General features: G+C 72.1%; 16 protein-coding genes. 9 read left to right on the top strand and 7 right to left on the bottom strand.

All coding sequences use genetic code 11. The features are described 5' to 3' along the window. Positions 1–130 precede the first annotated feature (130 nt). Positions 131–2,644 (bottom strand): DUF3516 domain-containing protein, encoded by a 2,514-nt coding sequence (locus AB0A97_RS11295; RefSeq protein WP_361147759.1) that lies wholly within the window; start codon positions 2,642–2,644, stop codon positions 131–133. Positions 2,645–2,790: 146 nt separating this feature from the next. Here AB0A97_RS11295 and AB0A97_RS11290 point away from each other — a divergent pair, with 146 nt between their 5' ends. The 3 genes from AB0A97_RS11290 (at position 2,791) to AB0A97_RS11280 (ending at position 4,516) form a co-directional block, all read left to right on the top strand. Then, the gene (locus AB0A97_RS11290) at positions 2,791–3,582 is read left to right on the top strand and encodes a metal-dependent hydrolase (RefSeq protein WP_361147757.1); all 792 of its coding nucleotides are present in this window, start codon (positions 2,791–2,793) and stop codon (positions 3,580–3,582) included. Positions 3,583–3,902: 320 nt separating this feature from the next. After that, positions 3,903–4,322 (top strand): hypothetical protein, encoded by a 420-nt coding sequence (locus AB0A97_RS11285; RefSeq protein ID WP_361147755.1) that lies wholly within the window; start codon positions 3,903–3,905, stop codon positions 4,320–4,322. 23 nt (positions 4,323–4,345) lie between these two features. Further along, the gene (locus AB0A97_RS11280; protein WP_361147753.1) at positions 4,346–4,516 is read left to right on the top strand and encodes a hypothetical protein; all 171 of its coding nucleotides are present in this window, start codon (positions 4,346–4,348) and stop codon (positions 4,514–4,516) included. Positions 4,517–4,664: 148 nt separating this feature from the next. Here the strand turns inward: AB0A97_RS11280 and AB0A97_RS11275 are convergent, their stop codons facing one another. After that, on the bottom strand, positions 4,665–6,446 hold the full coding sequence (locus AB0A97_RS11275) for an ABC transporter ATP-binding protein (protein ID WP_361147751.1): 1,782 nt from the start codon (positions 6,444–6,446) through the stop codon (positions 4,665–4,667). After that, the gene (locus AB0A97_RS11270) at positions 6,443–8,419 is read right to left on the bottom strand and encodes an ABC transporter ATP-binding protein (RefSeq protein WP_361147750.1); all 1,977 of its coding nucleotides are present in this window, start codon (positions 8,417–8,419) and stop codon (positions 6,443–6,445) included. The genes AB0A97_RS11275 and AB0A97_RS11270 overlap by 4 nt, the downstream gene beginning before the upstream one ends. A 315-nt stretch (positions 8,420–8,734) precedes the next feature. On the opposite strand from AB0A97_RS11270, the gene AB0A97_RS11265 reads away from it, so the two are divergent. After that, positions 8,735–9,415, top strand: coding sequence for a L,D-transpeptidase family protein (locus AB0A97_RS11265; RefSeq protein ID WP_361147748.1), 681 nt, complete (start codon positions 8,735–8,737; stop codon positions 9,413–9,415). Between the two features lie 85 nt (positions 9,416–9,500). Here the strand turns inward: AB0A97_RS11265 and AB0A97_RS11260 are convergent, their stop codons facing one another. Then, entirely contained in the window at positions 9,501–10,961 is a 1,461-nt protein-coding gene (locus AB0A97_RS11260) for a Gfo/Idh/MocA family oxidoreductase (protein WP_361147746.1), read from the bottom strand. Between the two features lie 340 nt (positions 10,962–11,301). Here AB0A97_RS11260 and AB0A97_RS11255 point away from each other — a divergent pair, with 340 nt between their 5' ends. Continuing rightward, a complete protein-coding gene (locus tag AB0A97_RS11255; RefSeq protein WP_361147744.1) occupies positions 11,302–12,660 on the top strand; it encodes an alpha-amylase family protein in 1,359 nt (452 codons plus the stop codon). A gap of 389 nt (positions 12,661–13,049) precedes the next feature. Beyond that, positions 13,050–15,095, top strand: coding sequence for a DNA topoisomerase (ATP-hydrolyzing) subunit B (gyrB, locus tag AB0A97_RS11250; protein WP_361147742.1), 2,046 nt, complete (start codon positions 13,050–13,052; stop codon positions 15,093–15,095). 45 nt (positions 15,096–15,140) lie between these two features. Here gyrB and AB0A97_RS11245 read toward each other — a convergent pair whose 3' ends face one another. Both AB0A97_RS11245 and AB0A97_RS11240 read right to left on the bottom strand, forming a co-directional pair. Then, the gene (locus tag AB0A97_RS11245; protein WP_361147740.1) at positions 15,141–18,098 is read right to left on the bottom strand and encodes an FAD-binding and (Fe-S)-binding domain-containing protein; all 2,958 of its coding nucleotides are present in this window, start codon (positions 18,096–18,098) and stop codon (positions 15,141–15,143) included. A gap of 76 nt (positions 18,099–18,174) precedes the next feature. Then, positions 18,175–18,636, bottom strand: coding sequence for a MarR family transcriptional regulator (locus tag AB0A97_RS11240; RefSeq protein WP_361147739.1), 462 nt, complete (start codon positions 18,634–18,636; stop codon positions 18,175–18,177). A 94-nt stretch (positions 18,637–18,730) separates the two neighbouring features. On the opposite strand from AB0A97_RS11240, the gene AB0A97_RS11235 reads away from it, so the two are divergent. Beyond that, positions 18,731–20,587 (top strand): ABC transporter ATP-binding protein, encoded by a 1,857-nt coding sequence (locus AB0A97_RS11235; RefSeq protein WP_361147737.1) that lies wholly within the window; start codon positions 18,731–18,733, stop codon positions 20,585–20,587. 106 nt (positions 20,588–20,693) lie between these two features. After that, positions 20,694–21,053, top strand: coding sequence for a hypothetical protein (locus AB0A97_RS11230; RefSeq protein WP_361148753.1), 360 nt, complete (start codon positions 20,694–20,696; stop codon positions 21,051–21,053). A gap of 246 nt (positions 21,054–21,299) precedes the next feature. Here the strand turns inward: AB0A97_RS11230 and AB0A97_RS11225 are convergent, their stop codons facing one another. Further along, positions 21,300–22,400 (bottom strand): serine hydrolase domain-containing protein, encoded by a 1,101-nt coding sequence (locus AB0A97_RS11225; protein WP_361147735.1) that lies wholly within the window; start codon positions 22,398–22,400, stop codon positions 21,300–21,302. Positions 22,401–22,635: 235 nt separating this feature from the next. On the opposite strand from AB0A97_RS11225, the gene AB0A97_RS11220 reads away from it, so the two are divergent. Continuing rightward, on the top strand, positions 22,636–23,058 hold the full coding sequence (locus AB0A97_RS11220; protein WP_361147733.1) for an ASCH domain-containing protein: 423 nt from the start codon (positions 22,636–22,638) through the stop codon (positions 23,056–23,058). Positions 23,059–23,449 lie beyond the last annotated feature (391 nt).

The following is a 23,449-nucleotide window of genomic DNA, read 5'->3' as shown; positions in this document are numbered from 1 at the left end:
CCCTCTTTCCGCCCCCCGCCCCCCCGCCCCCCCCGGCGGGGGGGGGGGGGGGGGGCGCGCGGGGGGCCCGGGGGGGGGGGCGCCCCCCCCGGGGGGGGGGGGGGCCCCGGGGGGGGCCCCCCCCGACCGGTCACAGCTGGCCCACGGCGGTGAGGCGCACGACCGCGCGCCCCTCCTCGTCGGAGGCCGTCAGGTCCACCTCGGCGGAGATGCCCCAGTCGTGATCGCCGTTGGGGTCGGCGAAAGTCTGCCGTACCTTCCACAGCCCGTGCTCGGGTTCCTCCTGAATCTGCAACAGCTTGGGCCCGCGCGCATCCGGACCGGTGCCCAGCTCGTCGTACTCGTCCCAGTACGCGTCCATCGCCTCGCCCCAGGCGTCCGCGTCCCAGCCGGACTCCGCGTCCATCTCGCCGAGCTCCTCGACCTTGTCCAGCGCCGCCAGCTCGACCCGCCGGAACAGGGCGTTGCGCACCAGCACCCGGAACGCCCGCGCGTTCGCGGTGACCGGCTTGACCTGGTCCGCGCGCTCGGCGGCCTCCTCGGCCGTCTCCTCCTCCGGATTGGCCAGCTGCTCCCACTCGTCCAGCAGGCTGGAGTCCACCTGGCGGACCATCTCGCCCAGCCAGGCGATGATGTCCTCGAAGTCCTCGGACTTCAGGTCGTCCGGCACGGTGTGGTCGAGCGCCTTGTACGCGCTCGCCAGGTAGCGCAGCACGATGCCCTCGGTGCGGGCGAGCTCGTAGAACGAGGTGAACTCGGTGAAGGTCATCGCCCGCTCGTACATGTCGCGGATGACCGACTTCGGCGACAGCGGGTGGTCGCCGACCCACGGGTGGCTCTTGCGGTAGAGGTTGTACGCGTGCGAGAGCAGCTCCTCCAGCGGCTTGGGGTACTCGACGTCCATGAGGCGCTCCATGCGGTCCTCGTACTCGACGCCGTCGGCCTTCATCTGGGCCACCGCCTCGCCCTTGGCCTTGTTCTGCTGGGCCGCGAGGATCTGCCGCGGATCGTCCAGGGTGGACTCCACGACCGAGACCATGTCCAGCGCGTAGGAGGGCGACTCCGGGTCCAGCAGGTCGAACGCCGCCAGCGCGAAGGTGGACAGCGGCTGGTTGAGCGCGAAGTCCTGCTGGAGGTCGACGGTCAGGCGGACGATCCGCCCCTCCGCGTCCGGCTCGGCGAGGCGCTCGACGATGCCGCCGTCCAGCAACGAGCGGTAGATGGCGATGGCACGGCGGATGTGCCGCAGCTGGTTGCGGCGCGGCTCGTGGTTGTCCTCCAGCAGCTTGCGCATCGCCTCGAAGGCGTTGCCGGGCCGTGCGATCACGGACAGCAGCATGGCGTGGGTGACCCGGAAGCGGGAGGTCAGCGGCTCCGGCTCGGAGGCGATCAGCTTCTCGAAGGTGTTCTGGCCCCAGTTGACGAAGCCTTCCGGCGCCTTCTTGCGGACGACCTTGCGGCGCTTCTTGGGATCGTCACCGGCCTTGGCGAGCGCCTTCTCGTTCTCCACGACGTGCTCGGGCGCCTGGGCGACGACGAAGCCGGCGGTGTCGAAACCGGCCCGTCCCGCGCGGCCCGCGATCTGGTGGAACTCCCGGGCCCGCAGGGTGCGCACGCGCGTGCCGTCGTACTTGGTCAGCGCGGTGAACAGCACGGTACGGATAGGGACGTTGACGCCGACGCCGAGGGTGTCCGTACCGCAGATGACCTTCAGCAGGCCCGCCTGGGCGAGCTTCTCGACCAGGCGGCGGTACTTGGGCAGCATGCCGGCGTGGTGCACACCGATTCCGTGCCGGACATAACGGGACAGATTGCGTCCGAACTTGGTCGTGAAGCGGAAGTTGCCGATGAGCGCCGCGATCTCGTCCTTCTCGGCGCGGGTACACATGTTGATGCTCATCAGCGCCTGCGCCCGCTCCACCGCCGCGGCCTGCGTGAAGTGCACGATGTAGACGGGGGCCTGCCGCGTCTCCAGCAGTTCGGTCAGGGTCTCCGTCATCGGGGTCGCCCGGTATTCGTACGACAGCGGCACCGGCCGGGTCGCGGAGCGCACGACCGCCGTCGGCCTGCCGGTGCGCCGGGTCAGGTCCTCCTCGAACCGCGACATGTCGCCGAGCGTCGCCGACATCAGCACGAACTGTGCCTGCGGCAGTTCCAGCAGCGGGATCTGCCAGGCCCAGCCGCGGTCCGGCTCGGCGTAGAAGTGGAACTCGTCCATGACGACCTGGCCGACGTCGGCGTTCTTGCCGTCCCGCAGCGCTATGGAGGCGAGCACCTCGGCGGTGCAGCAGATGACGGGAGCGTCCGCGTTGACGGAGGCGTCGCCGGTGAGCATCCCGACGTTCTCGGTGCCGAAGAGCTTGCACAGGTCGAAGAACTTCTCCGACACCAGTGCCTTGATCGGCGCGGTGTAGAAGGTCACCTCGTCCCGGGCCAGCGCGCTGAAGTGGGCGCCCGCCGCGACCAGGCTCTTCCCCGAGCCGGTGGGGGTGGACACCACGACGTTCGCCCCCGAGACCACTTCGATCAGCGCCTCCTCCTGGGCAGGGTAGAGCGCGATGCCCTGCTGTTCGGCCCAGCTCGAAAAGGCTTCGAAGAGGGCATCGGGGTCGGCGTCGTTCGGGAGATGATCGATGAGGGTCACGCCCCCATACTGCCTTCCCGTGGTCCGGATCGGACAACCGGCGGGTCAGACCTAGATCATCTGACGCTACGCTGTGTCGCCGACCCGGCGTCAGAAACCCGGGATCCGAGCAAGGCGACCAGATCGATCCGGGATGGGGAACGACCATGATGGGACCGGCGCACTCGCTGTCCGGCGCCGCGGCCTGGCTGGGGGTGGGTGCGGCGACGGCGGCCGCGGGGTATCCGATGCCCTGGCCGGTGCTCGTCGTCGGCGCACTGATCAGCGCCGGCGCGGCACTCGCCCCCGACCTGGACCACAAGTCGGCCACGATCTCCCGTGCCTTCGGACCGCTCTCGCGGGCGGTGTGCGACGTCGTCGACACCATCTCGCACGCGGTCTACAAGGCCACGAAGATGCGCGGCGACTCGCACCGCAACGGCGGGCACCGCACCCTCACCCATACGTGGCTGTGGGCGGTCCTGGTCGGCGGCGGGATGTCCCTCCTGGCGGTCCAGGGCGGCCGCTGGGCGGTGCTCGGCATCCTCTTCGTCCACATGGTGCTGGCCATCGAAGGCCTGCTGTGGCGGGCCGCGCGGGTCTCCAGCGACGTCCTGGTGTGGCTGCTGGGCGCCGCGACGGCCTGGATCCTCGCCGGAGTCCTGGACCAGCCGGGCAACGGAGCGGGCTGGCTGTTCACCGAGCCCGGCCAGGAGTATCTGTGGCTGGGTCTGCCGATCGTGCTCGGCGCGCTGGTCCACGACATCGGTGACGCGCTGACCGTCTCCGGCTGCCCGATCCTGTGGCCCATACCGATAGGCCGCAAGCGCTGGTACCCCCTCGGCCCGCCGAAGGCCATGCGGTTCCGCGCCGGAAGCTGGGTGGAGCTGAAGGTGCTGATGCCCGCGTTCATGCTGCTGGGCGGCATCGGCGCGCTGGGAGCACTGGGCTACATCTGACGGGCGGCGGGGCTTGACGGGCGGGGTGGGGACAGACTTGGTGGGGTGGGGGCGGATGACACAGCAGGCGGCGTCGCCTCCTCCCGTCGGCCCGTCGGCCCGTCGGCCCGTCGGCCCGGCTGTCCAACAGTCCGGCGGCCCGGCAGTCCGGCTGTCCGACAGCCCGTCGGCCCGGCAGCCCGGCGCCACCCGCCGGTGTCGTACCCGGCTCTTGATCGTTGACCTTTCCGCAAGGACAGGCCCGGTGTGCCGGTTCGCTGTCGCTCCCGGGAGGGGAAGTACGGCGGCGGCCCGGGCCGTGATCTCCCGGAGGGGCCGCCATGCCGAGGATCAAGATCGCCCTGTCCGCCGTCGCGCTCATCGCGGTGGTGGCAGCGGCCCTGCCGCCCGCCCATGCCGAAGGCCTGACCGTGCCGGTGAAGGGAGGCAGCCGTATGTGTCTGACGGCTCCCGCCGCCCACCGGCTCACCGAGGCCGGGATCGCTCTGCGGGCCGGGGGACCGGCCCGGCTCACCGGCCGGGACCGTACCTGCGTGGACCTGCCTGTCACCCGGGGAGCCGTCTCCTTGGACCTGGCCAAGGGTGGGGCCGCCATGGACGGATCGATCATCTTCGAGGGCCGACGGCAGAGCCTGACGCTGTCGGATCTCTACAGTCATCCGGGCCGGACCCGTACCTCCGCCGAAGCGACCGTCGGCCGCGGCCGGGCCCGCCCATCGACCTGCTGGACTACACGGTGACCCCGGAGCACTTCCGAGTCGGTGTGACACAGATCAAGGCGACCGATGTCGCCATGAAACTGACCCGCTCCGGCGCCGACGTCTTCACCGAAGCCTTCGGCACCTCGCCGGTGCGGCCGGGTGAGCAGCTCTTCTCCGGTGAGGCCACCGTCGACCTGATCCGCAGCACCACGGGCGCTCTCGGCTCCCGGTAGCGGCGTCGCATCCCAGAGCTGCCGGTGGCGCGGCCCACCGGCAACCCCACCGGGCCGCACCCCGACCTTCCGCTCAGCCCAGCCACTCAGCCACCCAGCCGCCCAGCCGCCCGGTCCCGGCCCTGCCGGCCCCCGGCCTCTATCCGTCCTACCCGTGCCAGGACCGCCACAGCGCCGCATACGCCCCGTCCGCCGCGACCAGGTCGTCGTGGCTGCCGAGTTCGCTGATCCGGCCCTCCTCGACCACCGCGATCACGTCCGCGTCGTGCGCGGTGTGCAGCCGGTGCGCGATCGCGACGACCGTACGGCCGTCCAGGACCCGGCCCAGAGAGCGTTCCAGATGCCGGGCCGCGCGCGGGTCCAGCAGCGAGGTCGCCTCGTCGAGGACGAGGGTGTGCGGGTCGGCGAGCACCAGCCGGGCCAGTGCGATCTGCTGGGCCTGGGCCGGTGTCAGGGTGTGGCCGCCCGAGCCGACCTCGGTGTCCAGGCCCGCCTTCAGGGCCCGCGCCCAGTCGTCCGCGTCGACCGCGCCGAGCGCGGCCCACAGTTCGGCGTCCTCGGCCTCCGTACGGGCCAGCAACAGGTTGTCGCGCAGCGAGCCCACGAAGACGTGGTGCTCCTGGTTGACCAGCGCGACGTGCGCGCGGACCCGTTCCGCCGGCATCCGGGACAGCTCGGCGCCGCCGAGTGTGATCTCGCCGGTGCGCGGGGCGTAGATCCCGGCGAGCAGCCGCCCGAGGGTCGACTTGCCCGCGCCGGACGGCCCGACCAGCGCCACCCGCGTCCCCGGCCGGACCCGCAGGGAGACCTCGTGCAGGACGTCGACACCGGCGCGGTAGCCGAACCGTACGTCGTCGACCCGAACGTCCCGCCCCGACGGTTCCGTCCGCTCGTCAGCGGCGTCCGGTTCGATCTCCCGCACGCCCACCAGCCGCGCGATGGAGACCTGGGCGACCTGGAGCTCGTCGTACCAGCGCAGGATCATCGACACGGGCTCACTCATCATCTGCGCGAGCAGCGCCCCCGTCGTCAACTGGCCGGGTGTGATCCAGCCGCGCAGCACGAACAGGCCGCCGAGCAGCAGCACCGCGGCCAGGATCAGTACGTGCGTGACGTTGACGACCGGGAAGAGCACCGAGCGGAGGTAGAGGGTGTAGCGCTCCCACTGGGTCCATTCGCGGACCCGGCGTTCGGACAGCTCGATGCGCCGTTCGCCGAGCCGGTGTGCCTCGATGGTGCGGCCCGCGTCCACCGACTCGGTCAGCGCCGCCGAGACCGCGGCGTACCCGGCCGCCTCGGAGCGGTAGGCGTGCGGGGCCCGCTTGAAGTACCAGCGGCAGCCGACGAGCAGGACCGGCAGGGCGACGAGGACGGACAGCGCCAGCGGCGGAGCGGTGACCGTCATGCCGCCGAGCAGCAGCACGATCCACACCACGCCGATGGACAGTTGCGGCACCGCCTCGCGCATCGCCTCGGACAGCCGGTCGATGTCCGTCGTGATGCGGGACAGCAGGTCGCCGGTCCCGGCCCGTTCCAGCACGCCCGGCGGCAGGGCCACGGACCGTACGAGGAAGTCCTCGCGCAGGTCGGCCAGCATCTCCTCGCCGAGCATCGCGCCGCGCAGCCGTACCAGGCGTACGAACACGGTCTGGACGGCCAGCGCGAGGACGAACAGGGCGATGACGTGCGTCAGGTGGAGGTCGCGGGCCCCGGCGCCCAGGTCCTCGACCAGCCCGCCGAGCAGGTACGGGCCGACCATCGAGGCGACCACGGCGACCGCGTTCACGGTCACCAGCAGGACGAAGGCGCGCCGGTGACGGCGGACCAGCCCGCCCACGTAGGCGCGCACGGTCGCGGGCGAGCCGACCGGCAGGGTCGTGGCCGTCCGCGGGGCGTCCGGATCGTGCTCCGGTGGCGCCAAGCCGATCATGCGCTCTCCTCGATCTGGTCGATCTGGTCGATCTGGTCGATCTGGTCGATCTGGTTGGTCTTGTTGGTCTTGTCAGTCCGGTTGTTCTTGTTGATCTGGTCGGTCCGGCCGGTCTGATCGGTGCCGGTACAGGCGAAACCTCCGCCGGATGCCACCGGACCGGCCACACGCCCCGCCGCAGTGGCCACGGCCCCCGCCGCAGCGGCCACGGACTCGGCCGCCGGACCGGCGTCTTCCTCGGTCTCCCGGGTCACCACGGCCCGGTACGCCGGGACGGTGTGCAGGAGTTCGCGGTGCGTTCCGACGCCCGCGACCTGGTCGGCGCCGAGGAAGACCACCCGTTCGGCGCGGTCCAGCAGCAGCGGGCTGGAGGTCAGGACCACGGTCGTGCGGCCCGCGCGCAGCGCGCGCAGCCCGTCCGCGATCCGGGCCTCGGTGTGCGAGTCGACGGCACTGGTGGGTTCGTCCAGTACCAGCACCTCGGGGTCGGTGACCAGCGACCTGGCCAGCGCCAGCCGCTGCCGCTGCCCGCCCGACAGCGACCGGCCGCGCTCGGTGATGTGGGTACGCATCGGGTCACCGGAGTCGTCGGCCGAGCCCTGCGCCAGCGCGGCCAGCACGTCGCCGCACTGCGCCGCCGCCAGCGCGTCCTCGGCCCGTACGGATCCGGAGGACGGGATGTCCAGCAGCTCGCCGAGCGTCCCGGAGAGCAGGATGGGGTCCTTGTCCTGGACGAGAACGGCGGTACGGGCGGCGTCGCGCGGCACGTCGTCCAGGGCCGTGCCGCCCAGCAGTACCGACGGGGTGCCGTCCGGGGCGTCGGCGGGGTGGCCGCCGAGCCGGTCGGCGAGCCGTCCCGCCGCGTCCGGGTCGCCGCACACCACGGCGGTCAGCCGCCCGCTCGGCGCGCACAGTCCGGTGACCGGGTCGTACAGGTCGCCGCCGAGCGTTCCGGTCCCGGCGAACCGCCCTTCGGCGGGGCGGCTCAACGCCAGGACGCGCGCGGCGCGTTTGGCCGACGGCTTGGAGAAGGAGTAGGCCATGGCGATCTCTTCGAAGTGCCGCAAGGGGTAGAGCAGGAAGGTCACCGCGCTGTACACGGTGACCAGTTCACCGATCCCGATCCGGCCGTCGAGCGCGAGCCCGACCCCGTACCAGACCACCGCGATCAGCAGCAGACCCGGCAGGACGACCTGGACGGCGGAGATCACGGACCACATGCGGGCACTGCGCACGGCGGCCCGGCGGACGTCCTGGGACGCGCTCCGGTAGCGGCCGAGGAAGAGTTCCTCGCCGCCGATGCCGCGCAGGACGCGCAGGCCCGCGACGGTGTCGGAGGCCAGTTCGGTGGCCCGGCCCGCCTTGTCGCGCTGTTCGTCGGCGCGGCGGGTCGCGGGCGGCAGCAGCGGCAGTACGGCGAGGGCCAGTACGGGTACGCCGACGGCCACGACCACGCCCAGCGCGGGCTGGTAGACCACCAGGGCCACGCAGACGCCGACGGAGGTGAGCGCCGCGGCGCCGAACCGGGAGACGGCCTCGACGAACCAGCCGATCTTCTCCAGGTCGCCGGTGCTCACCGCGACGACCTCACCGGCGGCCACCCGCCGGGTCATGGTGGACCCCAGCTCCGTGGTCTTGCGGGCCAGCAGTTGCTGGAGGCGGGCCACCGACGTGATCCAGTTGGTGACCGCGGCGCGGTGCAGCATCACGTCGCCGACCGCGACCAGCGTCCCGAGCAGCAGCAACAGTCCGCCCGCGAGCAGCAGCCGGGAGCCGGAACGGTCCACGACGGCCTGCACCGCGATGCCCACCGGGACGGGGAAGGAGGCCACACCACCGGTGTGCACCAGGCCCCAGCACAGCGCCTTGGTCTGTCCGCCGAGCTGCTGGCGGTAGAGCCACCGGAGCAGCCGGCCACCGGAGCGGACGTCCGGAACTCCTGGATCGGCATGAGGAAGATCGCGAATGTGCATGATGTCCAAAGTTCGGTTCGGATGGCGACGTCTCGGATCCGGACGTGGCCGGGTGTCGAACGGGAGGCCCGGTGATCGGCCCCGTGGCGTGGTGAGGTGTGCCGGGCGCCGTACGGGCGCGCGGGCAGGAAGAAGGGCGCTGCTTCGGGGGAGCCATGGAAGACTGGCGTGCCACCGGGCTCCGGTTCAACCGGTTTTCCGCGCGGGGCGCACGCAACGGGCCGGCGTCGTACGGCCCGTACGCGCCGTCCTGGTGCGACCATGGGAGCCATGCGAACTGCGTGCTGCAGGGTACGAAGGGCGACACTGGCCACCATGGGACTGGTCCTGCTGGCGGGTTGCGGCGCCGATGGCGGATCAGCGAAGGACGACGGAAAGAGCCGCGGCGGCCGCACCGCGGAGGCCGCCGGACCCACGAAGGACATCCCGGGCGTGGGCGCGGCGTTGCGCTCCCGCATCCCGGGGGACACACGGCAGGTCGTGGCCGTGTACGGGAAGGGCGCCGACGCGCCCGACGCGACGCTGGCCCTGTACACGAAGGCCCCGAAAGGGTGGGAACGTACCGCGACCTGGCCCGCGCACAACGGCAGGAAGGGCTGGACCACCGATCATCACGAGGACGACCTGCGCAGCCCGGTCGGCGTCTTCGGCCTCTCCGACGCGGGCGGCGTGCTGCCCGACCCGGGCGCGAAGCTGCCGTACACCCACTCGTCGGCCTTCACCCCGCCCTCGTACTGGGAGAAGAAGACCCGGCACGACTTCGACCACGTCATCGCGATCGACTACAACCGCGTCAAGGGCACCACGCCTCTGGACCCGACCCGGCCGCAGGGGAAGAAGAAGGGCGGCGGCATCTGGCTCCACCTGGACCACGGCGACGGCACGTCCGGCTGTGTGAGCATCTCGAAGGCGGGGATGGTCTCGCTGCTGCGCACGCTCGATCCGCACCAGCATCCCGTCGTGGTCATGGGGGACACCGCGCACCTCGCCGCCTGAGCCGGCCGGGCGGCCGCCGGGGCCGGACCGGCCGGGTGGCCGCGCCGGGGCCGGACGGGGCGTCGGTCCCGCCCGGCCCCGTTCCTCACCCCTTCGGCTTCGGTGAGTCCACGCCCTGCCGGGGCTTGCGCCACAGCCCCCGGGTGAAGTCCGGGATCTCCTGCGGCTCGCCGTTCGCCCTGATCGAGGCGTGGCTCAGCGGCACCGGCGCGCTCCAGACCGCCGCGTCGTACACGTCGAAGTCCGGTACGAGCCCGAGGTGGAAGCACTGCATGAGCCGGTACAGCATGATGTAGTCCATGCCGCCGTGACCGCCGGGCGGGTTGGCGTGCTCCTTCCACAGCCAGTGGTCCCACTCCGCGTACTCGCTGAAGTCGCCCCACTCGTCGTCGGTGTGGTCGGGCTCGATGTAGATCCGCTCCGGGTAGTCCTCGAAGACGCCCTTGGTGCCGCCGAGGCTGTTGATGCGGCTGTACGGGTGCGGCGTGGACACGTCGTGCTCCAGCCGCAGCACCCTGCCCTTGGCGGTCTGTATGAGGCTGAAGGTGCGGTCGCTCTCGATGTAGGTCTCCCGCCAGCTCGGGTCGCCCGCCGGCATGTGCGCCTCGCGGTACTCGGCGAGACCCAGCGCGGGCGTGCCGAAGCTGGAGATCCGCACCACCCGGTCGCCGCGGTTGACGTCCATGTAGTTGGCGATCGGCCCGAAGCCGTGGGTGGGGTAGAGGTCGCCGCGCAGCCGGGTGTGCCACAGTCGCCGCCACGGGCCCTCGTAGTACGTCGGGTCGAACATCAGTTGGCGCAGGTCGTGGTTGTACGCGCCCGCGGCGTGCAGCAGCCTGCCGAAGCGGCCCGCGTGCGCCATCCGCAGGACGCGCATCTCGTTGCGGCCGTAGCAGCAGTTCTCCACCTGCATACAGTGGCGGCGGGTGCGTTCGGAGAGGTCGACGAGGTCCCAGAGTTCGTCCATGCGCATGGCCACCGGGCACTCCACCCCGGCGTGCTTGCCGTTCAGCAGCGCGGCCTTGGCCATCGCGAAGTGCCAGTCCCACGGGGTGGCGATGTACACGTAGTCGAGGTCGCCGCGCTTGCACAGGTTCTCGAAGTCGTGGTCGCCCTTGGTGTAGGCGGTCGGTGCGGGCTGTCCGGCGGCGGTGACCAGCCGCACCGCCTTCGCCGCCTTGTCCTTGACCGGGTCGCAGACCGCCACCACCCGCACGCCCGGGATGGCGAGGTAGAGGGGCAGCATCCCCATGCCGCGGTTGCCCAGGCCGATGAGGCCGATCCGTACCGTGCTGCGTCTTTCGAACGGTACGCCGATCATGGTCTTGTGCCGGCCCTTCGGAGCCGCTGCCGCCCGGGCGGCAGCGGCCGCTGCCTGGTCCGCGTCGGCCGCGGCGGCGCTGCCCGTGCCCAGCCCGCCGATGCCGAGGCCGGCTCCCGCCGCTCCGGCGGTCCACAGAACGGAGCGCCTGGTAGGACCGGTGCCGTCGGGTCCGTGGCCGTCGTTCTCGTGGGACTCGTGGTTCTGCGATGGTGCCTCGTTCATCGGTCCTCCATAGGAACGGATGGTGCGTGGCGGAAGCGTGAACCTCGCTGAGGACCTTGACGCTTGTGCGGCTCGCTGCACAAGAGGGCCGCCAGGACTGATCTTTTGTGCGGAGGTCCGGAGCCTGCCTGGTACGGACCGCGGTGGAGCGCGATCCGTTTCTTGCGCAACTCCTTGGAATTTCTTGCAGAAGCCCTTGACGGTCGGCCGGCGGACCGGCAGGCTCCCTCGGACATTCCCCCCACGGCGGCCCGGTACGCGGCTGCCCGCGCGGAGACGGCCCGCGGTGCCCCACCACCGCGACCGGCCGGCCGTGTCCGCCTGTCGAAGGAGCCGCACCGTGCAGCGTCGTTCCCGTGTCATCGGCGGTGTGCTGGCCGCCGCCGGCCTCACCGTCTCCGCCCCCTGGGTGTCCCAGGCGGCACCGCCCGGCCCGAAGACCGTCACGGCCACCCTCTTCGAGCGCCCGTTCGCGCAGGTCGCCGAAGCTTGTACGGACCAACTCGGCCCGGCCGGTTACGGTTATGTCGAGGTGTCACCGGCCGCCGAACACATTCAGGGCGGCCAGTGGTGGACCTCGTACCAGCCCGTCAGTTACAAGATCGCCGGGCGGCTCGGTGACCGTACGGCCTTCGAGAAGATGGTCGACGCGTGTCACGCGGCCGGTGTGCGGGTGATCGCCGACGTCGTCGTGAACCACATGGCCGCCGGCTCCGGTACGGGCACCGGCGGCACCGCGTACACCAAGTACGGCTACCCCGGCCTCTACGGCGACCAGGACTTCCACGCGTGCCGCCAGGACATCGCCGACTACACCGACCGCGGCGACGTCCAGAACTGCGAACTCGTCGGCCTGGCCGACCTCGACACCGGCAGCGACCACGTGCGGACCGCGATCGCCGGTCACCTCGACGACCTGCGGTCGCTGGGCGTGGACGGCTTCCGCGTGGACGCCGCGAAGCACATGGCCGCCGAGGACCTGGCGGCCGTCAAGGGCAAGGTGAAGGACCCCGGTTTCTGGGTCCAGGAGGTGGTGTACGGCGAGGGAGAGGCGGTGCGGCCGGAGGAGTACACCGGGACCGGGGACGTCGACGAGTTCCGTTACGGGACGCACCTCAAGGCCGCTTTCCGGAGTGGCAGCCTCGCGCAGCTTAGGTCCGTGGCCGACGGCAAGCTGAGCGGCGACCGGGCCCGTACCTTCGTCGACAACTGGGACACCGAGCGCAACGGTTCGACGCTCACCTACAAGGACGGCGCGTCCTACCTCCTCGCCAACGTCTTCATGCTCGCCTCGCCCTACGGCTCACCGAACGTCCACTCCGGCTACGCCTGGACCGACAAGGACGCGGGCCCGCCCCCGGGACGCGACGGCTGGACCGGTACGCACGCCGCGCGGGAGATCACCGGCATGGTCGGCTTCCGCAACGCGGTGGGCTCCGCGCCGCTCACCGACTGGTGGGACGACGGCGGCAACGCGATCGCCTTCGCGCGCGGCGGCAAGGGGTTCGTCGCCCTCAACGACCGGAACACGGCGCTGGACCGTATCTTCATGACGTCTCTGCCGGCGGGGACGTACTGCGACGTGGTCCGGGCCGCACCCGACGCGTGCGACGGGCACACGGTCACCGTCGGGGACGACGGGACGGCGCACATCCAGGTCCCGGCGAAGAGCGCGGTGGCGCTGCACGTCAAGCGCTGAGGCGCCGCCGTACGGGCTCGGGCGGCCCCGGAGTGAGCGGGCGCTCGACCGCAGGGCGGCAGGCTCGAAAAAGTCTCGGTGGCCCGGCGCACCAAAGACCCCGGAGAGCCCCCAGGTGTCGCTCTCCGGGGTTTTTCCGCCGCGCAAGCAGGGGGGATTGGATGCCGGGCTCATCGGCGGCCAGAGGGGCGTCTGGGCAGCTTCTCGCCCTGGGTTGGTGTTGGGCTTTCGGTATTGTGCGAAGCGTCTCGTCGCCTTCCCGGTGCCGGGACCTGCGGGCCCCGAGGCTCTTCTTCGGCCTGCCCGCGACACGCTTTCCGTCCAGCGATCCGACCGCTCCCGTGCCGTGGTGCGCGGGGGCGTGGTTTGCCGTGCCCAAAGGGAGCCCTGTGACCACTACCGGCACTCACGCCGCCTCCGACCTCTCCGGCGCCGAGCAGAAGGGACATGCCAAGTCCGCCGCGTACGACGCCACCGCGATCACCGTCCTGGACGGGCTCGACGCCGTACGCAAGCGGCCCGGCATGTTCATCGGTTCCACGGGCGAGCGGGGCCTGCACCACCTGGTGCAGGAGATCGTGGACAACTCCGCCGACGAGGCGCTGGCCGGGGTGGCCGACCGGATCGGTGTGACGCTCCTGGCCGACGGCGGCGTACGGGTGACCGACAACGGGCGCGGCATCCCGGTGGGCCTGCACCCGGTGGAGAAGAAGCCGGCCGTGGAGGTTGTCCTGACGGTGCTGCACGCGGGCGGCAAGTTCGGCGGCGGCGGGTACGCGGTCTCCGGCGGGCTGCACGGGGTGGGCCTGTCGGTGGTCAACGCGCTCTCGACCAGGCTGTCCGCGGAGATATGGACCGACGGGCATCGGTGGACCCAGGAGTACGAGGACGGGGCGCCGATCGCGCCGCTCGCCCGCCACGAGGCCACCTCGGAGACGGGCACGGCTCTGACCTTCTGGGCGGACGGCGGCATCTTCGAGACCACCGAGTACTCCTTCGAGACGCTGGCCAGGCGCTTTCAGGAGATGGCCTTCCTCAACCGGGGGCTGACCCTGACCCTCACCGACGAGCGCGCGCGGGCGCGGGCGACGGCCGCGGCCGACCAGGCGGGCCCGGACGCCGCCGGGGAGCAGGCCGCGAAGACGGTCTCCTACCGCTACGACGGCGGCATCACCGACTTCGTCGCCCACCTCAACGCCCGCAAAGGTGAGCCGGTCCACCCCTCCGTCGTCTCCATCGCCGCCGAGGACACCGGGCGGCTGCTGTCGGTGGAGGTCGCGATGCAGTGGAACAGCCAGTTCACCGACAGTGTCCACTCCTACGCCAACGCCATCCACACCCATGAGGGCGGCACGCACGAGGAGGGCTTCCGCACGGCGTTGACCACGGTCGTCAACCGGTACGCGCGGGAGAGGAAGCTGCTACGGGAGAAGGACGGCAACCTCACTGGCGAGGACATCCGCGAGGGCCTGACGGCGATCGTCTCGGTCAAGCTGGGGGAGCCGCAGTTCGAGGGCCAGACCAAGACCAAGCTCGGCAACAGCGAGGCCAGGGCGTTCGTCCAGAAGGTCGTGCACGAGCACCTGACGGACTGGTTCGACAGCAACCCCGACGAGGCGGCCGATATCGTCCGCAAGGCGGCACAGGCGGCCGCCGTCCGGCTGGCGGCCCGCAAGGCCCGGGACCTGACCCGCCGCAAGGGCCTGCTGGAGACGGCGGCTCTGCCGGGCAAGCTGTCCGACTGCCGGTCCGACGACCCGGCGAAGAGCGAGATCTTCATCGTCGAGGGCGACTCGGCCGGCGGCTCGGCCAAGTCCGGCCGCGACCCGCGGTACCAGGCGATCCTTCCCGTCCGCGGCAAGATCCTCAACGTCGAGAAGGCCCGTATCGACAAGATCCTGCACAACCGGGAGATCCAGTCGATGATCTCCGCGTTCGGCACCGGCGTGCACGAGGACTTCGCCATCGGGAAGCTCCGGTATCACAAGATCATTCTGATGGCGGACGCCGACGTCGACGGCCAGCACATCACCACCCTGCTGCTCACCTTCCTCTTCCGCTTCATGCGGCCGCTGATCGAGCACGGGCACGTCCACCTCTCCCGCCCGCCGCTCTACAAGGTCACGTGGGCCCGGGACCACGTGGAGTACGCCTACTCCGACCGCGAACGCGACGTCCTGCTGGAACGGGGCCGGCGGGACGGCCGCCGGGTCAGGGACGACTCCGTCCAGCGGTTCAAGGGCCTGGGCGAGATGAACGCCGAGGAGCTGCGCGTCACGACCATGGGCCGGGAGCACCGTGTCCTGGGCCGGGTCACCCTCGACGACGCGGCCGTCGCCGACGCGCTCTTCTCCGTCCTGATGGGTGAGGACGTCGAGGCCCGGCGCTCCTTCATCCAGCGCAACGCCAAGGACGTGCGCTTCCTCGACATCTGACCGCGGCGGCTCCCGGCCGCCCACCCGCTCTTGTCCCGGGCCACGTCAACCCTGCGCCCGCGTGGCCCGCTCCAGGGCGAGCAACGCCGAGTGGTACCCCCGGCCGCCGGTCGCGTGGTCCATCCCCACCTCGCACATCCGGTTGGCCGACAGGTGCGCGTCGAAGTGCCGGGACGTCACCTCCGCCGCCTCCTTGGCGGTCGCCGCCTCCGTCAGTTCCTTGTGCAGCATGCCGCGGTCACCCGCGAAGGCGCAGCAGCCCGCGTCGTCCGGGACGACCACCTCTGTCGCGCACGCCTCGGCGACCGCGCGCAGCTGCGCCTCGTCGCCCAGGTGCCGCATGGAGCACGTCGGATGGAGCACGGCGGAGCCGACCGTCCGCAGTACCTCCAGGTGCGGCAGCAGCTCCTCGGCGGCCCACACCACCGAGTCGACGACGGTCAGTTCGGCGTGCAGTTCCCGGTTGTCCGGGGTGAGGTACGGCACGACCTCGTGGGCGATGCCCAGTGTGCACGAGGAGGCGTCCACGACCAGCGGCAGCCGCCCGCCCGCCGTCCAGCCCCACGCGGCCTCGACGATGCGGTTGGCCATCACCGCGTTGCCCTCGTCGTACCCCTTGGAGTGCCAGATGGTGGCGCAACAGGTGCCCGTCACGTCGCCGGGAATCCACACCGGCTTGCCCGCCCGCGCGGACACCGCGACGACGGCCTCGGGCAGCGACGGGCCGTCGAAACCGTCCGGTTCGCCGAAGATACGGTTCACGCAGGCCGGGTAGTAGACCGCGGCGGCGCCCACGCGCCGGGTCGCGGGCAGGCGGCGGGCCGCCGCGCCGGGAAGCTGCGGCAGCCACTCCGGTACCAGGTCGGGGCGTACGGCCTTGCGCGCCGCGCCGGTCAGCGACTGCAACAGCCGGTCGGCGCGCCCGTCACCGATCCGGTCGCCGATCTTCGCGGCGGCGGCCACCGCGAGCCGCGCCGACCGCTCGACCGTCTTGAAGTGCCGGGCGGTCAGGGCCGCTGCGCGTTCCTCCTTGGGGGAGTGGCGCCGGTGCCGGAACTCCTTCATCATCGCGCCGGTGTCGATGCCGACCGGGCAGGCCAGCTTGCAGGTCGAGTCGCCCGCGCAGGTGTCCACCGCGTCGTACCCGTACGCGTCCAGGAGCGCGCCGGTGACCGGCGAGGCCGGGGCCTGGCGCATCATCTCGCGGCGCAGCACGATGCGCTGGCGCGGCGTCGTGGTGAGGTCCTGGCTGGGGCAGGTCGGTTCGCAGAAGCCGCACTCGATGCAGGGGTCGGCGACCGCTTCCACCCGCGGAATGGTCTTCAGGCCGCGCAGATGCGCCTTCGGGTCGCGGTCGAGCAGGACGCGCGGGGCCAGGATGCCGTGCGGGTCCACGGTCTGCTTGACGCGCCACATCAACTCCGTCGCGCGCGGGCCCCATTCGAGCTCCAGGAACGGGGCGATGTTGCGGCCGGTGGCGTGCTCGGCCTTCAGGGAGCCGTCGAAGCGCTCGACGGCCAGGGTGCAGAATTCGTCCATGAAGGCGGCGTAGCGCTCCACGTCCGCGGGCCGGGCGGCGTCGAAGGCGAGCAGGAAGTGCAGGTTGCCGTGGGCGGCGTGGCCCGCCACCGCCGCGTCGAAGCCGTGCCGGTCCTGGAGTTCGAGCAGCGCCGTGCAGGCTTCGGCGAGCCGGGACGGGGGTACGGCGAAGTCCTCGGTGATCAGCGTCGTACCGGACGGGCGGGAGCCGCCGACCGCGGTGACGAACGCCTTGCGTGCCTTCCAGTACCCGGCGGCGATCCCGGCGTCGCGGGTGAACGCATTGGTGACGGAGGCGACCGGGGCGACCAGCTCCAGCCCCGCCAGTACCTCGCGCGCGGCCTCCTCCTGCGCCTCCCGCGCCGCCTCGTCGGGCGCGCGGAACTCGACCAGCAGCGCGGTGGTCGTCTTCGGCAGCTCCGCCCAGTCGGCCGGCACACCGGACACGCTCACCGAGGCGCGCAGCGTGTTGCCGTCCATCAGCTCGACGGCGATCGCGCCCGCCTCGGTGAACAGCGGCACGGCGGCGGCCGCGGCGCTCAGGGTCGGGAAGAACAGCAGGGCGGTGGAGGTGCACCGGTTCAGGGGCAGCGTCTCGAAGACGGTCTCGGCGATGAAGCCGAGGGTGCCCTCGGAGCCGACCGCCAGTCCGCGCAGGATCTCGACGGGGGTGGCGCCGTCCAGGAAGGCGTCCAGGCGGTAGCCGTTGGTGTTCTTGATCTCGTACTTGGCGCGGATGCGGGCGACCAGCTCCGGGTCCGCCTCGATCTCCGCCTTCAGCGCCAGCAGCCCCTGGCACAGGGCGGGCTCGGCGTGCGCCAGCTCCTCGTCGGCCGCCGGGTCGCCGGTGTCCACGATCGTGCCGGAGGGCAGGACGAGCGTGACCGAGGCCAGCGTCCGGTAGGAGTTGCGGGTGGTGCCCGCCGTCATGCCGGAGGCGTTGTTGGCGACCACGCCGCCGAGCGTGCAGGCGATGGCGCTGGCCGGGTCCGGGCCGAGCAGCCTGCCGTACCGGGCGAGCGCGGCGTTGGCCCGTACGACCGTGGTGCCGGGCCGGATGCGGGCCCGGGCGCCGTCGTCCAGCACCTCGACGCCCGCCCAGTGCCGGCGTACGTCGACGAGGATGTCCTCGCCCTGCGCCTGTCCGTTGAGCGAGGTGCCGGCGGCCCGGAACACCACGTCGCGGCCCTTGCCGTGCGCGTAGGAGAACACCGCGGAGATGTCGTCGACGTCCTCGGCCAGGACGACGACCTGCGGGACGAAGCGGTAGGGGCTCGCGTCGGAGGCGTACCGCACCAGGTCGGAGATCTTGTGCAGCACCTTGTCCGGGCCGAGCAGCGCCGTCAGCTCGTCGCGCAGCCGCTCCGGTGTGCCGGACGCCTGCCGGTCGGTCACCCGGTCGGGGTACGGGCCTTCGGTGGTGGCCGGCCGCAGGGTCCCGGGCTTCGGTTCCAGCAGGGGCATGACGACTCTCCTCCGGTCTGCGCGGGCTCGCTCCGGCGGCGCTCCGGCGCCCGGCGCGGCCGCCCGGTCCAGTGTTTCAGCAGCGTGCGGCCGCTCCGTCCACCAGGGTGGACAACAGGCCGCCGAGCACGTCCCGCTGTTCCGCGGTCAGTGGTGCCAGGATTTCGCGCGCGGCGTCCCGGCGCGCGTCGCGCAACGCGTGCAGCGTCGAACGGCCGGTGTCGGTCAGCTCGATCCGTATCACACGGCGGTTGGCGGGGTCCGGCACCCGGCGGACCGCGTCCTTCGCCTCCAGGGCGTCGACCAGCGTCGTCACGGCCCGCGGTACGACCTCCAGGCGCGCGGCCAGGTCGGCCATCCGGGGCGGTGTCCCGTCGCGGTAGTGGTCCACGATGCGCAGCAGCCGGGTCTGCGCGGGGGTCAGCGCGATGTCGAGCGTCTCCATGTGCCGCTTCTGCGCGCGGTGCATCCGGCGGGTGAGCCGTACGAGCTGCTCCGCCAGGTCGGGGTCGGTGGTGGCCGGGTCGGGGGAGGACATGGCCGGAGGGTATCAGGACCATGCTCATTGTGAGTATAGGTAACGATTGGTTATGCTCGGCGGGACCCGCATCCGTACCCCTGCGAAGGAGCCCATGCGCCCCGACGGACCCGAGTGGACCCCGCCGCCCAGAGACCCGGCCCAGCCGGCCCAGGTGCGGCGCATCCTCGCCCTCTTCCGCCCCTACCGCGGCCGGCTGGCCACGGTGGGCCTGCTGGTGGCCGCCTCCTCCCTGGTCTCGGTCGCCTCCCCCTTCCTGCTCCGCGCCGTCCTGGACGTGGCGATCCCCCAGGGCCGTACCGGCCTGCTGACCCTGCTCGCCGCCGGCATGATCGTCACCGCCGTGCTGACCAGCGTCTTCGGCGTCCTGCAGACCCTGATATCGACCACCGTCGGCCAGCGCGTCATGCACGACCTGCGCACCGCCGTCTACGCCAAGCTCCAGCGGATGCCGCTGGCGTTCTTCACCCGCACCCGCACCGGCGAGGTGCAGTCCCGCATCGCCAACGACATCGGCGGCATGCAGGCCACCGTCACCTCCACCGCGACCTCGCTGGTCTCCAACCTCACCTCCGTCGTCGCCACCGTCGTCGCCATGCTCGCCCTCGACTGGCGGCTGACCCTGGTCTCCCTGCTGCTGCTCCCGCTCTTCGTCTGGATCAGCCGCCGGGTCGGCAACGAACGCAAACGGATCACCACCGCGCGCCAGAAGCAGATGGCCGCGATGTCCGCGATGGTCACCGAGTCGCTGTCGGTCAGCGGCATCCTGCTCGGCCGCACCATGGGCCGCGCCGACTCCCTCACGGCGAACTTCGCCACCGAGTCCGAGCGGCTGGTCGGCCTGGAGGTCCGCGCCAACATGGCCGGACGCTGGCGGATGGCCACCATCGGCATCGTCATGGCCGCCATGCCCGCCGTCATCTACTGGTCGGCCGGACTCGTCCTCCAGCTCGGCGGCCCCGCCTTCTCCATCGGCACCCTCGTCGCCTTCGTCACCCTCCAGCAGGGCCTGCTGCGCCCCACCGTCTCGCTGCTGTCCACCGGCGTGCAGATGCAGACCTCGGTCGCGCTCTTCCAGCGCATCTTCGAATACCTCGACCTGCCGGTGACCATCACCGAACCGGCGCACCCGGTACGTCTGGCCGAGCCGCGCGGCGAGGTCCGCTTCGAGCACGTCACGTTCGCGTACGACGACCCGGAGCGCGAGACCGGTGCCGCGCCCGCCCCGGCGACCCTGTGCGACATCGACCTGAGCGTCCCCGCCGGCAGCAGCCTGGCCGTCGTCGGGGCGACCGGCAGCGGCAAGAGCACCCTGAGCTACCTGGTGCCGCGGCTGTACGACGTGACGGACGGCCGGGTCACCCTGGACGGCACCGACGTCCGCGACCTGGACTTCGACTCCCTCGCCCGCGCCGTCGGCGTGGTGTCCCAGGAGACCTACCTCTTCCACGCCTCCGTCGCCGACAACCTCCGCTTCGCCAAGCCGGACGCCACCGACGAGGAGATCGAACGCGCCGCCCGCGCGGCCCAGATACACGACCACATCGCGGGTCTCCCGGACGGCTACGACACCCTCGTGGGCGAACGCGGCCACCGCTTCTCCGGCGGCGAGAAGCAGCGCCTGGCCATCGCCCGGACGATCCTGCGCGACCCGCCCGTCCTCGTCCTCGACGAGGCCACCAGCGCGCTGGACACCCGTACCGAACTCGCGGTGCAGCAGGCCATCGACGCGCTCTCCAAGGGCCGTACGACGATCACCATCGCGCACCGCCTGTCCACCGTCCGCGACGCCGACCAGATCGTCGTCCTCGACGCCGGGCGGATCGCCGAACGCGGCACCCACGCCGAACTCCTCGCCGCCGGCGGCCGCTACGCGGCCCTGGTCAAGCGTGACGCACACCTCGCCCCCAACGGTGATCAGCCCCTGTCCGCCGACCTGACCCACGGGTAAGGTCGGCACCGACCGCACCGGACCGACCTCAGGAGCGCCTGTGGCAGCCGCCGACCGCACCGCAGACCGATCCGCGAACCGTTCGACGGACCGTTCCGCCCTGACGATGGCCCGGATGCTCGGCGGTGTGGGGGTGCTCCACTTCCTCGCCCCCGAGCCGTTCGACGCGATCGTGCCCCGCGCCCTGCCGGGCTCCCCGCGCACCTGGACGTACGTCAGCGGCGCCGCGGAACTCGCCGTCGCCGCCGCGGTCGCCCTGCCGCGCACCCGCCGGGCCGGCGCACTGGCCGCCGCCGGCCTGTTCGCCGCCGTCTTCCCCGCCAACATCAAGATGGCCCGCGACTGGCGCCACCGCCCGGCGCCCCTCAAGGCCGTCGCCTACGGCCGCCTGCCGCTCCAACTGCCCATGGTCGCCTGGGCCCTGCACACGGCCCGCGCCGCCGGACAGCGGAACGCCCGCCCCTGAAACGCGGGGGCGCGCTGCGCCACCGTCCCCCTGGGCCCTGTCGTCGCATTCCCGCCTGCCACGCGACTTCCCCGGCCACCGCTGGGGAACCCCGGCACGCGGTCGCCGATCTTGCCGCGCGGCTCGGTGCACGCGACGAGGACCCGGTGGCCGCTCGGGCCGCCCACCGCGCGTTGACGAACCAGCTCGACGGCCGCCCTCACCGACCCCGCTGACCTGCCTGCTCGGGGGGCGTGTGCACGTGGGTCAGTGTCTGCCGGCCCTTGACTGGTCGGTGAGGGCCGCCTTGACCACTGCCTCGACACGGGCGCGCTGCTGTGCGGGGGTGGCCGGGGTGCCGGGCCGCAGGGTGTAGGCCGTCCGGCGGTGCTGTTCGGTGCTCGCGAAGACGCCGCTGGTCCAACCGCCGCTGGAGCCGGTCTTGCCCCAGACCTTGGTGCCGTTCAGCTCGATTCCCATCAGCCCGCCGGCGCTGAAGCAGGCCGCGGGTGTGGGGCAGCCGGTGTTCTCGGCAGCACCGGGTACCGCGGGCACTTCGAAGAGGTGCCGCTGTTGGGCGGGAGGGAGGAGCCGCCCATCCAGCAGGGCGCGCAGGAACGCATCGAGGTCGGCTGCGGTGGACGTCAGCCCGCCCTCCGACCAGGCCCAGGCTGTCGACGGGTCTTCGGACAGCGCGGTGCGGCGCAGGTCCAGCGGGCGCAGGATCCGCCGGTCGAGCTCACGGACAAAGGGGCGGCCGGTGACCTGCTCCACCAGCAGCCCGGCGACGAAGCTGTTCAGCCCGTTGTACTGCTGGACGGTTCCGGGGGCCGGGGTGCGGCCGGGGCCGGCTGCGGCGTCCGCTGCGAAGGAGGCGGCCACCACTCCGTGCGGGTCGAGCGGAACCCGGACCGGACGGGGCAGGTCGCTGGTGTGGTCCAGGAGCTGACGTACCGTCACGTCGGCGTAGGCGGCCGGGATCAGCTCGGACAGGTGGCGGCGGACGGGCTCGTCGATGCCGATCCGGTGCTCGGCGACCAGTTGGAGCACCAGGGCATCGGTGAAGACCTTGGTCACGCTGCCCACCGGGAAGCGTGCGTCCGCCTCCACCGGCCCGGCCGTCCCCGTGTACGGGGTGCGCATGCCCCGGCCGGCCACCCGTACCAGGGCCGCGTCCGTCACCCCGTCGGGCAGGGTGGCCGGCAGCGTCCGCACCGCGGGCGCGTCGCGGGAGCCGGGGAAGTCGCGGGCGGCGAGCCCGCCGGGCGCGGCCGTGGCCGTGGGGGCGGCAGCCGGACCGGTGGCGAACGCGGCCAGCGCCACGCAGGTGACGGCGAGGCGGCGGGCGGTGCGGGGACGAGTGGTCATCGGTGGCTCCTGGGAACGGGGTGGGCGGTCGGATCAGCGCGGTGCCCGCGCTGCCCCAACCTTCGCCCCCGCGGCGGCAGTTGACCGTCGGTGATCCCCCTGAGCCGCTCCGGAGCGCACCCCGATCTCCCCTCGGGGTGCGGGCGTGGACCGGCGCCAGGGCTCCGGCACGATCCGGAGGAGAGACTGCCGATCTGCCGGCGAATCTCCGGCTCAGGTCACTAGGGTGAGCCGCATGCCTGCCCACGAAGCCCTGCCGCTCCTCGAATTCGCCTTCCCCGGCCCCCTGCGGGACCGGCTCGTCGCCGCCGTCCTCTCCGGTGCCAAGACCACCACGTCGGGCCTGCTGGCGGACTACGAGCGCGAGAACGACCCACTGCCGCGCGCCGGCGACCGCTACCGGGTCCCCGACTCCGACGGCCGCCCCGTCGCCGTCATCGAGGTGACGGAGGTACGGGTGCTGCGCCTGGCCGACGTGGACCTGCGACACGCCGTGGACGAGGGCGAGGGCAACGAGACGGTGGCCGACTGGCGGGCCGACCACGAGAGCTTCTGGCACAGCCCCGAGATGCGCGAGGCCCTCGGCGACCCGGAATTCCACGTCGACGACGACACCCGGATCGTGGCCGAACGTTTCCGGGTCCTCGAGCGTTTGTAGGGGGTGATGCGGGGGCGCTGCGGCTTGCTCAAAGCGACGCCGGACCGACCGCCGCCATCGCCCGGTACCCGGCGTCCCCGGGAGGCTTGCGGTCGCCGCTGTCGTAGGTGGGCAGCAGCGCTCGCGGGTCCGACAGGTCGGCCAGGGCCGACGCGAAGTCGGCGACCGGGTCGAAGGCGCCGGAGGTACGGATCCAGGTGTTGATTTCCTGGCGCTCTCGTCCGCCTCGCTGAACGCGATGTCGTCGAGGCCGACGAGCACGATCACCGTCCGGCCCCCGGCCTTGTCCAGGACGTCCTGCCGGGAGCGTGCGCTGACCCGTTCGCCGTACCAGGGCGCGTCGTTGAGCAGCAGATTCCCGCCGATGCCGGCGTTGAGCACCGTGCGGACC

Origin of the sequence: Streptomyces sp. NPDC045470 (genome assembly GCF_040646595.1) — a bacterium.
GTDB lineage: Bacteria > Actinomycetota > Actinomycetes > Streptomycetales > Streptomycetaceae > Streptomyces.
This window is presented reverse-complemented; position numbering and strand designations above follow the sequence as displayed.